Annotated in this window: 12 protein-coding genes; 3 read left to right on the plus strand and 9 right to left on the minus strand. The window is 62.3% G+C overall.

Annotated features, from left to right (window positions below):
* Positions 1-28 precede the first annotated feature (28 nt).
* Entirely contained in the window at positions 29-778 is a 750-nt protein-coding gene (locus tag BLP82_RS07360) for an enoyl-CoA hydratase (protein WP_092166360.1), read from the plus strand.
* A 115-nt stretch (positions 779-893) separates the two neighbouring features.
* On the opposite strand, the gene pyk is transcribed toward BLP82_RS07360, so the two are convergent.
* The gene (gene pyk, locus BLP82_RS07365; RefSeq protein WP_092166364.1) at positions 894-2,345 is read right to left on the minus strand and encodes a pyruvate kinase; all 1,452 of its coding nucleotides are present in this window, start codon (positions 2,343-2,345) and stop codon (positions 894-896) included.
* A 372-nt stretch (positions 2,346-2,717) separates the two neighbouring features.
* Here pyk and BLP82_RS07370 point away from each other — a divergent pair, with 372 nt between their 5' ends.
* Positions 2,718-3,089, plus strand: coding sequence for a tetratricopeptide repeat protein (locus BLP82_RS07370; RefSeq protein WP_060740870.1), 372 nt, complete (start codon positions 2,718-2,720; stop codon positions 3,087-3,089).
* A gap of 284 nt (positions 3,090-3,373) precedes the next feature.
* Complete coding sequence (locus BLP82_RS07375) at positions 3,374-3,733, plus strand: PilZ domain-containing protein (protein WP_092166365.1); 360 nt, start codon at positions 3,374-3,376, stop codon at positions 3,731-3,733.
* 158 nt (positions 3,734-3,891) lie between these two features.
* On the opposite strand, the gene BLP82_RS07380 is transcribed toward BLP82_RS07375, so the two are convergent.
* The 8 genes from BLP82_RS07380 to BLP82_RS07415 form a co-directional block, all read right to left on the minus strand.
* The gene (locus BLP82_RS07380; RefSeq protein ID WP_092166366.1) at positions 3,892-4,260 is read right to left on the minus strand and encodes a DUF6124 family protein; all 369 of its coding nucleotides are present in this window, start codon (positions 4,258-4,260) and stop codon (positions 3,892-3,894) included.
* 337 nt (positions 4,261-4,597) lie between these two features.
* Complete coding sequence (locus BLP82_RS07385) at positions 4,598-5,929, minus strand: DUF58 domain-containing protein (RefSeq protein ID WP_092166367.1); 1,332 nt, start codon at positions 5,927-5,929, stop codon at positions 4,598-4,600.
* Positions 5,930-6,104: 175 nt separating this feature from the next.
* Positions 6,105-7,112 carry an AAA family ATPase gene (locus BLP82_RS07390; protein ID WP_092166368.1) on the minus strand — a complete coding sequence of 336 codons (1,008 nt, stop codon included), beginning with the start codon at positions 7,110-7,112 and terminating at the stop codon, positions 6,105-6,107.
* A gap of 119 nt (positions 7,113-7,231) precedes the next feature.
* Positions 7,232-8,419: a Fic family protein gene (locus BLP82_RS07395; protein ID WP_092166369.1), complete on the minus strand. Its 1,188-nt coding sequence runs from the start codon at positions 8,417-8,419 to the stop codon at positions 7,232-7,234.
* Between the two features lie 158 nt (positions 8,420-8,577).
* Positions 8,578-9,741: a DUF4350 domain-containing protein gene (locus BLP82_RS07400; RefSeq protein ID WP_092166376.1), complete on the minus strand. Its 1,164-nt coding sequence runs from the start codon at positions 9,739-9,741 to the stop codon at positions 8,578-8,580.
* Positions 9,738-11,279, minus strand: coding sequence for a DUF4129 domain-containing protein (locus BLP82_RS07405; RefSeq protein ID WP_092166378.1), 1,542 nt, complete (start codon positions 11,277-11,279; stop codon positions 9,738-9,740). The genes BLP82_RS07400 and BLP82_RS07405 overlap by 4 nt, the downstream gene beginning before the upstream one ends.
* A complete protein-coding gene (locus BLP82_RS07410; RefSeq protein WP_092166380.1) occupies positions 11,266-12,240 on the minus strand; it encodes a stage II sporulation protein M in 975 nt (324 codons plus the stop codon). The genes BLP82_RS07405 and BLP82_RS07410 overlap by 14 nt, the downstream gene beginning before the upstream one ends.
* Positions 12,237-12,962, minus strand: coding sequence for an RDD family protein (locus tag BLP82_RS07415; protein WP_092166382.1), 726 nt, complete (start codon positions 12,960-12,962; stop codon positions 12,237-12,239). The genes BLP82_RS07410 and BLP82_RS07415 overlap by 4 nt, the downstream gene beginning before the upstream one ends.
* Positions 12,963-13,095 lie beyond the last annotated feature (133 nt).

Genomic DNA, 13,095 nt, shown 5'->3' on the forward strand with positions numbered 1-13,095 from the left:
GCGCTGATTTCCAGACGCGAGACCGATCATGACCGAAACCCTGTTGCTCGACTGTCAACGCGGCCTGCTGACCGTGCGCTTGAACCGCCCGGACAAGAAAAATGCCCTGACCCGGGCCATGTACGGTCAATTGGCCCAAGCCCTGGCGATGGCGGACAACGACCCGCAGATTCGCGCGGTGCTGCTCAGCGGCTCCAGTGACTGCTTCACAGCCGGCAACGACATCGTCGACTTCCTCGAACAGCCACCGAACGACCTCGATAATCCGGTGTTCCAGTTCATGCTCAGCCTGCTCGATTGCCGCAAACCGGTGATCGCCGCCGTGGCCGGACCGGCGGTCGGCATCGGCACCACGTTGCTGCTGCATTGCGACCTGGTCTACATCAGCCGAGACGCGCGGCTGCGCATGCCGTTCGTCAACCTGGGGCTGTGCCCGGAATTCGGTTCCAGCCTGATCCTGCCGCGGCTGCTGGGCCAGGCCAGGGCTGCGCAATTGTTGCTGTTGGGTGAGGGCTTCAGTGGCGAACAGGCGGTGGCGTGGGGCATTGCCACCGAGGCGCTGGACAGCGGCGAAGCGGCATTGGCCAAGGCGCGGGAGGTGGCGCTGCGCTTCGAATCGTTGCCGCCTGACGCGGTGCGCATCAGCAAGCAACTGATGAGGGCGCCGGACCAGGAACTGTTGCGCAAGGTGATTGAAGAAGAGGGCAAGCTGTTCACCCAACGCCTGCGCTCGCCCGAGGCGGTTGCGGCGTTGTCGGGGTTTATCAACAGGCATTGAATTCTGGAGCGCCTGGGCTGGCCCCATCGCGAGCAGATGGCACATGCTTCAAGGCAAAAACCAAAAAGCCCCACCATTCACATGGCAGGGCTTTTGTTTTTCAGCGCTCGGTCACTCAGACCATCGGGTCGCCAACATGCAGGATTTTCATCCCGTTGGTGCCGCCGATGGTGTGGTAGCTGTCGCCCTTGGTCAGGATGACCCAGTCACCGGTCTGCACGACGCCGCGCTTGACCAGCTCATCCACCGCCGCCTGGCTGACTTCGCCCGGTTGCAGGGCGGCCGGGTCGAACGGCACAGTGTAGACGCCACGGAACATGGCGGCGCGGGCCTGGGTTTCGCGGTGCGGGGAGAACGCGTAGATCGGCACCGAGGAGCGGATGCGCGACATGATCAGCGGCGTGTAGCCACTTTCGGTCAGGGCGATGATCGCCTTCACGCCCGGGAAGTGGTTGGCGGTGTACATCGTCGCCAGGGCGATGCTTTCGTCGCAGCGCTCGAAGGTTTTGCCGATGCGGTGGCTGGAGGTCTTGCTGGTCGGGTGCTTTTCAGCGCCGATGCAAATACGCGCCATGGCTTGCACCGCTTCGAGCGGGTAGAGGCCGGCGGCGCTTTCGGCCGAGAGCATCACGGCGTCGGTGTAGTCGAGCACGGCGTTGGCTACGTCGGACACTTCGGCGCGGGTCGGCATCGGGTTCTGGATCATCGACTCCATCATCTGGGTCGCGACGATCACGGCCTTGTTGTGGCGGCGTGCGTGCAGAATGATTTTCTTCTGGATGCCCACCAGCTCGGCGTCGCCGATTTCCACACCCAGGTCACCACGGGCCACCATCACGGCGTCGGACGCCTTGATCAGGCCATCGAGGGTTTCGTCGTCGGCCACGGCTTCGGCGCGTTCGATCTTGGCCACCAGCCAGGCAGTACCGCCGGCTTCGTCGCGCAGTTGACGGGCGTATTCCATATCGGCGGCGTCACGGGGGAAGGACACGGCGAGGTAGTCGACTTCCATTTCCGCGGCCAGCTTGATGTCGGCCTTGTCTTTTTCGGTCAGGGCCGGTGCCGTCAGGCCACCACCGCGACGGTTGATGCCTTTGTGGTCCGACAGCGGGCCGCCGATGGTCACGACGCAGTTCAGTTCGGTGGCGGAGGCGGTCTCGACGCGCATCACCACACGGCCGTCGTCGAGCAGCAGCTCGTCGCCCACGCCGCAGTCCTTGACCAGGTCCGGGTAGTCGATACCCACCACCTGCTGGTTGCCTTCGGTCAGCGGATGGCTGGTGGAGAAGGTGAATTTGTCACCGATCTTCAGCTCGATGCGCTTGTTGGCGAATTTGGCGATGCGGATCTTCGGGCCTTGCAGGTCACCCAGCAGGGCGACAAAGCGGCCGTGCTTGGCGGCGAGGTCGCGCACCAGCTTGGCACGCGCCTTGTGTTCTTCGGGCGTGCCGTGAGAGAAATTCAGACGGGCAACGTCCAGGCCAGCCAGAATCAGCTGTTCGAGAACTTCCGGCGAATTACTGGCCGGGCCAAGGGTAGCGACGATTTTGGTGCGACGGACGGACATGCAAGACTCCTCAAGTTCAAGCGCCAGCGAAGGCTACTATGCTCTTTGGGTGTAGTCATTGTTCATATGCACTACTTTTTCGTTTGTTTTTCGAAATGAACATTCTTGAAAATTTTTGCGCCTCTTTGGGCTACACAAACCTCCGTGGTTAGGAGATTTATCTGTGGCGAGGGGATTTATCCCCGTTGGGCTGCGAAGCGGCCCTGAAATCAGGCAGCTCGGTGTGTCAGGCCGACCGAATCTATTGTTTTGGGGCCGCTTCGCAGCCCAACGGGGATAAATCCCCTCGCCACAAGAGCAGACCCGGTTCCATTTCAGGTTGAAGATTTTCCCAGCCAGGTCGATACAGGGCTCAAGACAGGAGATCCTCCCATGCGATTCGTGCTTTTTGTTGCCCTGGCCCTGAGCGTCACGGGCTGCACCCGTTGGTCGATGAACCACCACATGAACCTGGCCTACAAGGCCTATGACCGTGGCAATTGCGAGCAGGTCATGCTCGAGTTGTCCCAGGTCGACCGCGCCAGCCGTGCCCGCCGCTACATGCAGCCGGAAGTCTCGATGCTGCGCGGCCAGTGCCTGGAACGGCAGAAGCTGTTTATCGATGCGGCGCAGACCTACCAGTTCATCATCACCCAATACCCTAACAGCGAATACGCGTTCCGCGCCCGCGCCCGCCTCGAAACCCTGCAGAGCCTGGGCCACTACCCGACCCGCAGCGCCTCGGCCATCCGTCCAGCTTCTTGACCCTCCCTCCCGTGGCCAGGCGCAATCCTGGCCACTCTCCCTCTGCCCGTCGTGTTTATGAAAATTAATACATGGGGCTGGTTGTCACCCCGCCTTGGGCTATATTTGTACAAGTCGTAATTAGAGCTAGATCTCTACTTTTTAGAAGCACCTGAGACCGGCAGAGACAGGCCAAGACGATTGATAGCGTCTGGCACCGGGATTGGGGAGAGCGGACTCGCTTGGGTTCGTTCCGAAGTGATCGGTCGGCCCTGTGCGTGGCCGCTAAAAAAGCGATACAAGACATGTACAAAGAGCGTCGGATCGAACGGCATCAGTTGCCGTATTTCCTCAAAGTGTTTAACGGTATCAACGACAAGCCTATCGGTTTTCTAGGCAATGTTTCTGAAAATGGGCTGATGCTCATCAGCCCTCTGCCGTTGATGGTCGGTGCGGATTTTGACCTGCACCTGAAAATCCCCTCCGACGAAGGGCCACAGCAAAATATCAAGTTGAAAGCCAGGTGCCTGTGGTGCCATGAAGACGTGACGCCGATGCATTTCGATGCCGGGTTCAGCCTGACGTGGGCGCCGCCGGAGTACGGGCAACTGATCAATGCGTTGCGGCAATATTTCAGTTTCTATCCGTTGCCGGAATCGGCTTGATGGCATCGATTGTAGGAGCTGCCGAGTGCAACGAGGCTGCGATCTTTTGATCTTGATCTGCTGGTCTTTCGTTTGAGACTCAATTGTCTGGGGAAAGATCGCAGCCTCGTTGCACTCGACAGCTCCTACACGCTTACGCAGCGATTACGGGGTGCCTATCAGCGCTGAACCTTCGTTTCGTTATCCAGCAGTCTTTCCAGCAACAACACCCCCATCTCGCCCATTTGGTGAATCGCCAGGGCCATATTGCGTGGGGCGCCTTCCAGGTCTTCCGATAAATCCAGGATCAGCGTGCTCACCGAGCAGAAGGTTTCGTAGGTGTGGGCGAGCATGCCTTCGGGGTCGGCGTCGGGGGCGACGATGAAGTAGTCCAGGTGTTTGGCGGTTTTCTGCTCGGGCTGGCCGTGGTTGGGCTTGAGGTAGTAGTCCAGGGCTCTTTGGGCGGCTTCGTCGAGCTTTTCGGGATCGAGGGTTTCGTGGGGGGAGAGCGGGTCGGTATGGGGTGGATTGGGGGTTGGCTTGATCATATTCACTTCTCTTTGGTGGCGCTGCCATCCGGCTCGCGACTAAACGAGGGGTGGCGGCTGGACGCAGGTTAGTCGACCGGTGAGAAGTGAAACCGGCGCGCCCGAGGGCGCCCTGCGCACAGCCACCATCAAGTGCGGGGATAGGGGAACCCGACTGGATGACGCTTGTGCACCTCACTTCAACACCGGGCGACTAAACCCGATCGCTGGATATCAGCGACGCGAATCAAGTTACGGGGCAAGGCCAAGGCACACAAGCCGGCGGATTCTGGCGGATCTGTAGTCCGTTGCGCAAGGCGCTGTAGTCAGCTGGAGCTTTGCTGGCTCGCTGTAGGACCTATGCGGTCCCCGCCTTTTTCCATGCAAGATATTGCGTCACCAATTGCGCCCCCAACTCACTGGGGCGCGCATCCAGGGTCGGGATGCCATGGGCGCTCAGTTGCTGATGCAGTTCGGCCCGGGCATTCAAGTAGTCCACCGTTCCGCAATAGGCCAAGGCTTCAGGCAAGGTTTGCACCGGCGCCTGGCGCAACCGGTCGAGGGCTTCTTCCCGCAGGCTGGCCACCAGCACCCGATGCTGTTGGCCCAACCGTTTCACGGCGGCGAGCAGATCCGCGTCGTCCTCATCCCGCAAGTTGGTCACCAGCACCACCAGGGCCCGGCGTTTTTGCCGAGCCAGCAACTGGGTCACGGCGGCTTGGTAATCAGCGGGGCGCTGGCTGCTGTCGAGGTCGTACACGGTGTTGAGCAAGACGTTGAGCTGGCCCGGGCCTTTGACCGGGGCGAGGTAGCGGGGCTGATCACTGGCGAACGTGTTCAGGCCCACGGCATCGCCCTGGCGCAGCGCGGTGTAGCTGAGCAGCAGGCAGGCGTTGAGGGCGTGGTCGAAGTGCGACAGCTCGCCGTCCTGGCTGCGCATGCGCCGGCCACAGTCGAGCATGAAGATGATCTGTTGGTCGCGCTCGTCTTCGTATTCCCGGGCAATCGGTGTGCGATGGCGGGCCGTGGCCTTCCAGTCGATCTGGCGCAGGCTGTCGCCCTCGCGAAATTCGCGCAGTTGATGAAATTCCTGACCCTGGCCGCGCCGTTGCCGCTGACGGATGCCGAGTTGGCTGAGCCAGTTGTCCACCGCCAGCAGTTGACCGTCGTAGAGCCTGGCGAAGTCCGGGTAGACACGGGTGTGGTCGACGGCTTCCAGCAGGCGTTTGTCGGTCCACAGGCCCAGCGGGCTAGGCAGGTTGGTTTCGCACTGGACGAAGGTGAAGTGACCGCGTTTGAGCGGGCGCAGGCGGTAGCCGACCTGGCTGCGCTGGCCGGGTTGCAGCTCGACCGACAGCGGCAGGTTTTCGAAGTCCAGGCCGTCGGGTACATGATCGAAAAGCTGCACGTGCAGTGGCTGGGCAAAGTCATGGCTGATGTCCAACCGCACGTCACCCCAGCGACCCAGGGCCAGGCTCCCGGGCATTTGCCGTTGCAGCCGGGGCGAGGGCAGGCGCCGGACGCGCACCGCGTCGAACAGTGCAAGGGCCAGCACGGCCAGCAGCAACCCCCAGTTGATCGACAGCAGCGTCGCTGGCACCGTCACGCCGAGTGCCCGCAGCGCGCCCAGCACAATGCCGAGGGCCAGCAGCAGCGCGAGCCAGATCAAGAGCAGGCGCGAGGGTTTCATGGGTGCATTCCCATTGGAGACATGCAGAGCGCGCTTTTGTGGCGAGGGGATTTATCCCCGCTGGGGCGCGCAGCGGCCCCTTGCAGTGTGTCAGACAAAACCAGGGGGCCGCTTCGCAGCCCAGCGGGGATAAATCCCCTCGCCACAATGAGTCTCTCCACCACGAAGTGCGTATTCACAACCGCGGCGCCGGCACTTGATCGAGCAGTTGCCCCAGCACCTGGTCCACCGACAGCCCTTCGATGTCCAGTTCCGGCGCCAGCCGTACCCGATGGCGCAGTACGGCCAGGGCGCAGCCCTTGATGTCGTCCGGCACGACGAACTCGCCGCCGCGCAACAACGCCCGGGCCCGGGCACACCGCACCAGGGCAATCGACGCGCGCGGTCCGGCGCCTAGGGTCAGGCCCGGCCAACTGCGGGTGGTACGGGCCAGGCGTACGGCGTAGTCGAGCACCTGGTCGTCCATCGGCAGGTCGCTGGCAATGCGTTGCAGCGCTTGCACGTCCTTGGCCTGCAACACCACGCGCAGCGGTTGCACGTCGAGCATGTCGGCGCGGGTCGAGCGGCTGACCTGGCGCACCATGTCCAGCTCCTGGTCGGCGTCCGGGTAGTCCATGCGCACCTTGAGCATGAAGCGGTCGAGCTCGGCTTCCGGCAGCGGGTAGGTGCCTTCCTGTTCGATGGGGTTCTGGGTGGCCAGCACCATGAACGGCTGGCTGATGGGCAGGGCGCGCCCTTCGAGGGTGACCTGGCGTTCCTGCATGGCTTCGAGCAGCGCGGCCTGGGTCTTGGCCGGTGCGCGGTTGATCTCGTCGGCCAGCAACAGGTTGGTGAACACCGGGCCCTTGCGCAGCTTGAACTGCTCGGTCTGCAAGTCATACACCGCGTGCCCGGTGACGTCGCTGGGCATCAGGTCGGGAGTGAACTGGATGCGCGCGAACTCGCCGTTGAAGCAGCGAGCCAAGGCGCGCACCAGCAACGTCTTGCCCAGCCCGGGAACGCCTTCGAGCAGCACGTGGCCGCCGGCGATCAGTGCCGTGAGCACATCGTCGATCACGCTGGCCTGGCCGACCACCGCCTTGCGCAGCTCGGTGCGGATCGCCTGGGCCAACTGACTGGCGCGCTGGCGCTGTTGGGCGGCGTGGGCCTGGCCGTCGGTAGGTTCGTTCTGTTCAGTCGTCAATTCTGGAGTTCTCCTAACGGTTAAATCCTATTCCTATTAGATAAATCATCTAGTTACATGATCTAACCATTTCATGCTTTGCCATGACTGGGCGGTGACATCTGAGCCGCCGACATAACCTAGCCCATTTGGAAGTGCAGGTTTGGAAAGATCAACCCAGCGAAGCGTGCGGGCAAACCCGCCTCCACCGTGCGGGATCTGGGAGTCCTGCTGACCACAATCCCCGCGTCGATCAAGCGGCTCAGTTCCTCCGTGGCAAGCCGATCCTTCAAACCTGTGAACACCTTGAACTCTGCACGCGGCATCGCCCCTTGGGTGAGCAGCGCCAGCACGGCAGCTGCACTGGTATGCCTGATGCCGGCACGGCGAAGCTCAGGATCCGTTGAGAACACATGAACAACCTGCTCGCGCAGCTTGGCTGGGTTTAGCGAGGTCGTCATGTACTCAATCTGGTCGTGGCAGACATCGAGCATGAACTCGATGAAGTTGAAATAGTGGCGCTGTGAGAGTTGGCCGCGCCCGTCATAGTCTCCTTCACGAGGACGATCAGCCAAAGCCAGGAAGCGATAGTACTCATCTTGCCTGCGAGCCAGGCCGCGGGACAGTGACCAGAGGAAAGGTTTTAGCCCGAGGTGAACCAGTTGCAGGTGGGTGAGCATCCGAATCACTCGACCATTGCCATCGAGGAAGGGGTGCACAAGCGCCACTCGGTGATGGCCTGCCAGGGCCGCGATCAGTTGGCGTCGCGGATCCTTTATTCGTCCGTAGTGCAACTGCAGATGCTCAAGCATGGGCAATACAACTGCAGCCGCTGGAGCGATATGCGCGCCGACCTGGACCTGTTCATCCTCTTCGACCCGCAGCCTGCCCGGTTCCATCATGCGCCCATCGCTCAGGGTCAGTTCCTGCGTGGAAGCATCTTTGAACAGTCGACGATGGATGGCCGCGATCAACCTGGGATCGAACATGGCAGAGAAATTATTCGCTGGCCGCATGCGAAGCAGCCGCTCCATCACCTCCTGCTGCGTCATGTGTTGTACGGCCAGCTCTTTGAGCTCTTTTCTTTCCCGTTTTGGTGTCGTGCGAGCAATCTGGAGGTCGGCGATCTCGGTTCGATGCCCTTCGATCAGGTTCGAGTAATAGGTATTGGTGATGCGCAACAGGCCCGCCAGTTGCTTCGATGTCTCATCGGCAAGCCGTCCGGCCAGAAATTCTGCCTTGCGGGGCAACTGATCCGCGGACTGAATGATCGAGTCGGGCAGATTTTCTGGCAGTACTGGGTCAAGGTACGTTTTCGAGGTGATCATCGTTTGATTCCGGCGCCCTTAAACGGCTACTTACTCGGTAATTCCTGCGGAAATTTATGCGGAAAACAAAATCGGCTACAGCGCCGGTTATTGCTAGGCTTGGTAACGCCGTACGATAGATGAATTCGAGTGTTCTTGCGGATTTATCTGCGGAAAACTCATAAGGCATTCCTAAGGGTTTGCAAATGGGCGACCTGGCGGCAGAACTCTGCGCGGGACATGCGCTGTTTCGGCCGGGGGCTCAAGGCCTGGCTGATGGCTCGCGTGGGCTGGCGGGTCAGGCGGGCGAGGACCTGCCATTGTTCGGCGACGGCCAGTTGTTCGAAGCCTGGGTGAAGATGGCGGGCCCGGCGCAGCACGTCTTGTTGCAAGGCGTGCAACAGGTGCTGCTGGCCATTGTGGCGCAGGTGGAAACCGGCGCTGGCCTGTACGTGTTCTTCCAGCTGACGCCGGGCCTGGGAGGCCGGTGGTTGCAGCGGGCCGTGGCGCACCGCTGAACGCCAGAACCACAGGGCAACCAACGCCAGCAGTGCCACCAGCGCCTGGGGGAAGTAGCGCAGCAACAGGGTCAGCAAGGTGTCGTGGTCGGTGTTGAACAGCAGGGTGACATCCGTGTCGGCGCTCAAATACCAGAGCAGCCAGGCGTTGTCGTACTGGTCGATGGCGTCGTTCTTCCACAGTTCGGCGTCGGTGATCACGGTGATCGAGCCGAGGCCGAGGTTCAATTGCATCATGTGGGTCGACACCGCGCTGTTGGCCCAGGCCTGGGCCAGGTTGTACGGGTCTTCGAGGTGGAAGTCGGTGTCGAAACCGGCATACGCCGGCGCTTCTTCGTCTTCCAGGTAGAGCTTGGTCAGTTCCGGGTAGCGGTCCTTGATCAGTTCGGGGGCGGGCTCCTTGAGGTCTTCGCTCAGCAGTTGGCGCAGGCGCACGCGGTCGAGCAGCAGGTCGCCGCTGCTGCCGGTGCTCTTGTCCCACAAGGCTTCGGCCACAAAGACCAGGCGTCCGCCGGCCCGGGTCCAGTTCATCAACTGTTCGACTTCCCGTGGCGTCATGTGAGTGCGCTCGCCCAGCAACAGCAGGCTGTGCTGGCGTGGCTCCAGGGTGGGCAGCACCTCCAGGCTGTTGGCGTGCTCGACGTTGATCCCCCGCTGGCGCAGGAACCGTTCGGCGGCCAGGTAAGGGTTGGCCTGTGCTTGCGGGGAGGGGCCGTGCTCGACAACCTCTTCATAGGGCACGGCCTGGGTGTAGAGGTAAAAACCGAATGCGCACACCGCGGCGGCCAGCACGGCGCCGACCAGCCACCCCGCGTGCCGGCTCATCGAGACGCTCCCGGCCCGAACAACCCGCGCCAGCCGTCACACAGTTCCTGTTGCAGGTGGGGCGGCGGCGGGCGATGCCCATAGGCAATGTTCTGCCAATGCAGGGTCAGGCTTTTGCTGAAGCCCAGCAGATTGTCCTGCTGGAGTTGTTCGATGCGTTGCAGCACCTGGCCTTCGGTGTCGGACGGTTTCAAGGGGATCTTGAAGTCATGATGCAACCGGCTGAGCAGTGCCCGGTACAGCAGGCCCAAGGCTTCACGGGGTTGCGTGGCCCACAGCTGTTCGACGCTGGCGGCGACGTCGGTCGGCAGGCTTTCTTCACGAATATCCAGGCCGAACATGTGTGCCGGTGCCGCTCGTTCCACGGGCAGGCGTTGCGTCGGTCGCCGATTGACCAGGGCCTTGAGCCGTTCCCGGTAGTGCCAGGCCAGCCAGACGATCGCACCTGCCAGGCAGGCCCACAGCGCGACCTGGATCAGCGCAGCGGCAATGTCGAAGCGTTGGCCGCCGAGCCATTTGAACAGCGCCTTGAGCCAGCTCGGTTTTGCCTCGGTCTCGTCGCTGGGTTCGGCGGTTTCTTCGCCGAAACGATAACGGGTGACGGTCTCCGGGTTCTTGAACGGCGGGGCCTCGAGGATCGCCTTGATGCCGGCCCGGGAGGCTTCGCTGGTCAGGGGTTGGTTGAGCAGCCGCGGGCTGTCGGGGGCGTTGGGCTCTTCGTCGGCCCACGCCGGGGGCGCCAGCGGCAGCATCACCAGGGCCAGCAGCAACAATGCCGGGGCCACGCCGCTCAGGCGCTGGCGCAGGCGCCGGAACACCAGTTCGATGTCCCACGCTTCGAGGATCGTGCGCCGGTTCAGGTAAAGGCTGAAGCCGCAGGCGACGTACACCGGCTCCCACAAGATCAGCAGCAGTGGGTAGAGGAAGTTGACCAGGTGTTCGAACCACAACCAGTCGTGCTCGGCTGCTGACACCAGCGTCTCCCAGTCCCATTGCAGTTCGACTTGTTGCGGCACGAACAGATAGAACAGGGCCATCAGGCCGAACCACAGGGCGGTTTCCAGGTGCATGCCGATGATGGTCAGCCATTGCGCCGCGCCGCGGTTGCGTTGCAGCAATACCCGTATGCGTTGCCCCCGCGCCTCACCGGCGAGCCCTTCGAGTTGCACCACCGGCAGCAGGAAGCTGCGGCTCAGGCTCAGTCGGCGCCAGGTCAGGCTGGCCAGCAACTGGGGCTTGAGCAGCGCTGGCCATTGGCGCAAGGCCTGTCTCAAGGTGGGGGTTTCGCCAAACAGCGCCTTGGACAGGATGTACAGCGGCAGACGGTCAAAGGCCGGTTTCAACCACCAGAACAGCATCACCACCAGGGACGGTGAGTCCCACAGCAGCAGGGTCAGTAACAGGTACACCGGCAGCGTGATGATCGCCCAACTGGTCATCAGCAAGCGTCGATGCTGCTGGCTCATCAACACGCCAAGGTCCATGGCTTCCCAGGTGGTGCGTGGGCGGATGACGACGGTGGCATCACTCAGGCGCATGGCGGACCCGTCCGGCAAGCGACAGATAGCTGATGACCAACAGCCACAACAAGCCGCCTACGGTGTATTTGGTAGCGGGCGTTACCGCGCTGGAAGACCAGTAGGCCTCGATGAACGCGGCGATGAGCAGGAACAGCATTACGCCGCCGATCATCAGCACGCTTTTACCCGCCGCGAGCCGCAAGGCCTCGCCCCGGGTCAGGCGTCCCGGCGCGATCAGCGCCCAGCCCAGTTGCAGGCCCGCGGCGCCGGCCAGGGCGATGGCGGTGAGTTCGAAAGCGCCGTGGCCGATCACGAACGACCAGAACGTCCCTCCGGAACCGATCTGGGTCAGGTGCCCGGCCACCGCGCCAATGGTCAGGCCATTGAAAAACAGGACGAACGCGCTCCCCAGCCCAAACATCAAGCCACTGGCGAACGTCTGAAAGGCAATGCCGATGTTGTGCATGATGTAGTAGCCGAACATGACCCAGTCTTCGCTGGCGGCCCGTTCGACCGAGCGCCCCAGGTGCCCGGAAGCCGGGTCATACATGCTGCGGATCTGGCTGATTTCGTCGGCGCCCAGCACACTGTAGACCAGTTCCGGAAACAGATAGACCAGCAGCCCGATGCCGACCAGGCTGCCCAGGAACATCAGGCTGGCGGCGAGCACGAAGCGCCATTGCTCACGCACCAGCCGAGGGAAACCGACCAGGATAAAGGCCGAAAGGCTGGCCGATGGTCGGCTGCGATCCCGGTAGAGTTGCTGGTGACCGCGCAGCGCCAGTTGTTGCAGGGCGTCGACCAGCAAGCTGCTGTAGCCCCGGGCCTGGGCCAATGCCAGGTGATGGCAAAGCCGTCGGTAGGCGGCAGGGAAGTCACCGCTCTGGGACACTTTGCGGCTGCGCTCCAATTGATCGAGTTGCTGGGCCAGGTGCTCCCATTCTCTTTGGTGGCGGCTTTCGAACAGGCTTTGCTTCATGTCGGCCCCAGCAGGCCGCGGGCGATGCCATTGAGTTCGGCGGTGGCGTTCGGCACCTGGACGTTCAGTGGCGCGGCCAGGATCGCGGCCAGTTCGTTGACCCGCGCCTGGGACAGTTCTGCCTGGCGCTCGGCGAAGCCCAGCACGGCGCGTTGCTCATGCAGGTTCAGGGTAAAAGGCGCGCGTATCGGCGAGGCCATGGGCAATGCGGGGCGTTTGACCGGTTGTTCGCGATAGACCACCAGCGTACCGGCCGCGAGATCGCCCAGGCGTTTGAACGCCGGATGCTGCAGGCAGCAGATGGCCCCGAAGGTGTAGCCGAAGGGCAGCATGTCGACGAAACGCAGCAGGTTACGGATCAACGACGCCGACCAGCCGATGGGCCGGCCATCGTCCTGCACCACGCGCAGCCCCATGATCTGTTTGCCGGGAGAACGCCCCTGGTTGAGTACCTCGAACAGCACCATGTACCACCAACTGACGACAAACAGCAGGATGGACCCCAGGCCGAGCCCCAGCTCGCCGAAAAACGCCAGGACCAGGAAAAAAACACCCAGGACCAAGCCGCGTATACCCAAATCGATGGTGAAGGCGATCGCACGGGGCATCAGCCCCGCTGGGCGCAGTGGCAGGTCGATGCCCTCCGGCGTTTCCACCTGATAACGCGTGTCCAGGGGCGCGGGCAGCGTCGCGTTCCTTTGCAGTGCTGGTGTCTCGAGCATGGGCAACCTGTGATGGGCCGATCCGAACATTCAATCTCGGCCCCGATGCTAGCAGTCTTCGTGCGGGCAAACGATAGAGCTGTGTAGGTCATTTCATGGTTTGCAATAGGATTGAGAGGGTGAACGCTGTCTG

Source organism: Pseudomonas sp. NFACC37-1 (assembly GCF_900101575.1).
In the GTDB taxonomy this organism is placed as follows: domain Bacteria; phylum Pseudomonadota; class Gammaproteobacteria; order Pseudomonadales; family Pseudomonadaceae; genus Aquipseudomonas; species Aquipseudomonas fluorescens_AA.

Excerpts from the sequence above, each read along its gene's own strand:
- BLP82_RS07360 (WP_092166360.1), top strand. The coding sequence starts at position 29 with ATGACCGAAACCCTGTTGCTCGACTGTCAACGCGGCCTGCTGACCGTG.
- pyk (WP_092166364.1), bottom strand. The coding sequence starts at position 2,345 with ATGTCCGTCCGTCGCACCAAAATCGTCGCTACCCTTGGCCCGGCCAGT.
- BLP82_RS07370 (WP_060740870.1), top strand. The coding sequence starts at position 2,718 with ATGCGATTCGTGCTTTTTGTTGCCCTGGCCCTGAGCGTCACGGGCTGC.
- BLP82_RS07375 (WP_092166365.1), top strand. The coding sequence starts at position 3,374 with ATGTACAAAGAGCGTCGGATCGAACGGCATCAGTTGCCGTATTTCCTC.
- BLP82_RS07380 (WP_092166366.1), bottom strand. The coding sequence starts at position 4,260 with ATGATCAAGCCAACCCCCAATCCACCCCATACCGACCCGCTCTCCCCC.
- BLP82_RS07385 (WP_092166367.1), bottom strand. The coding sequence starts at position 5,929 with ATGAAACCCTCGCGCCTGCTCTTGATCTGGCTCGCGCTGCTGCTGGCC.
- BLP82_RS07395 (WP_092166369.1), bottom strand. The coding sequence starts at position 8,419 with ATGATCACCTCGAAAACGTACCTTGACCCAGTACTGCCAGAAAATCTG.
- BLP82_RS07400 (WP_092166376.1), bottom strand. The coding sequence starts at position 9,741 with ATGAGCCGGCACGCGGGGTGGCTGGTCGGCGCCGTGCTGGCCGCCGCG.
- BLP82_RS07405 (WP_092166378.1), bottom strand. The coding sequence starts at position 11,279 with ATGCGCCTGAGTGATGCCACCGTCGTCATCCGCCCACGCACCACCTGG.
- BLP82_RS07410 (WP_092166380.1), bottom strand. The coding sequence starts at position 12,240 with ATGAAGCAAAGCCTGTTCGAAAGCCGCCACCAAAGAGAATGGGAGCAC.
- BLP82_RS07415 (WP_092166382.1), bottom strand. The coding sequence starts at position 12,962 with ATGCTCGAGACACCAGCACTGCAAAGGAACGCGACGCTGCCCGCGCCC.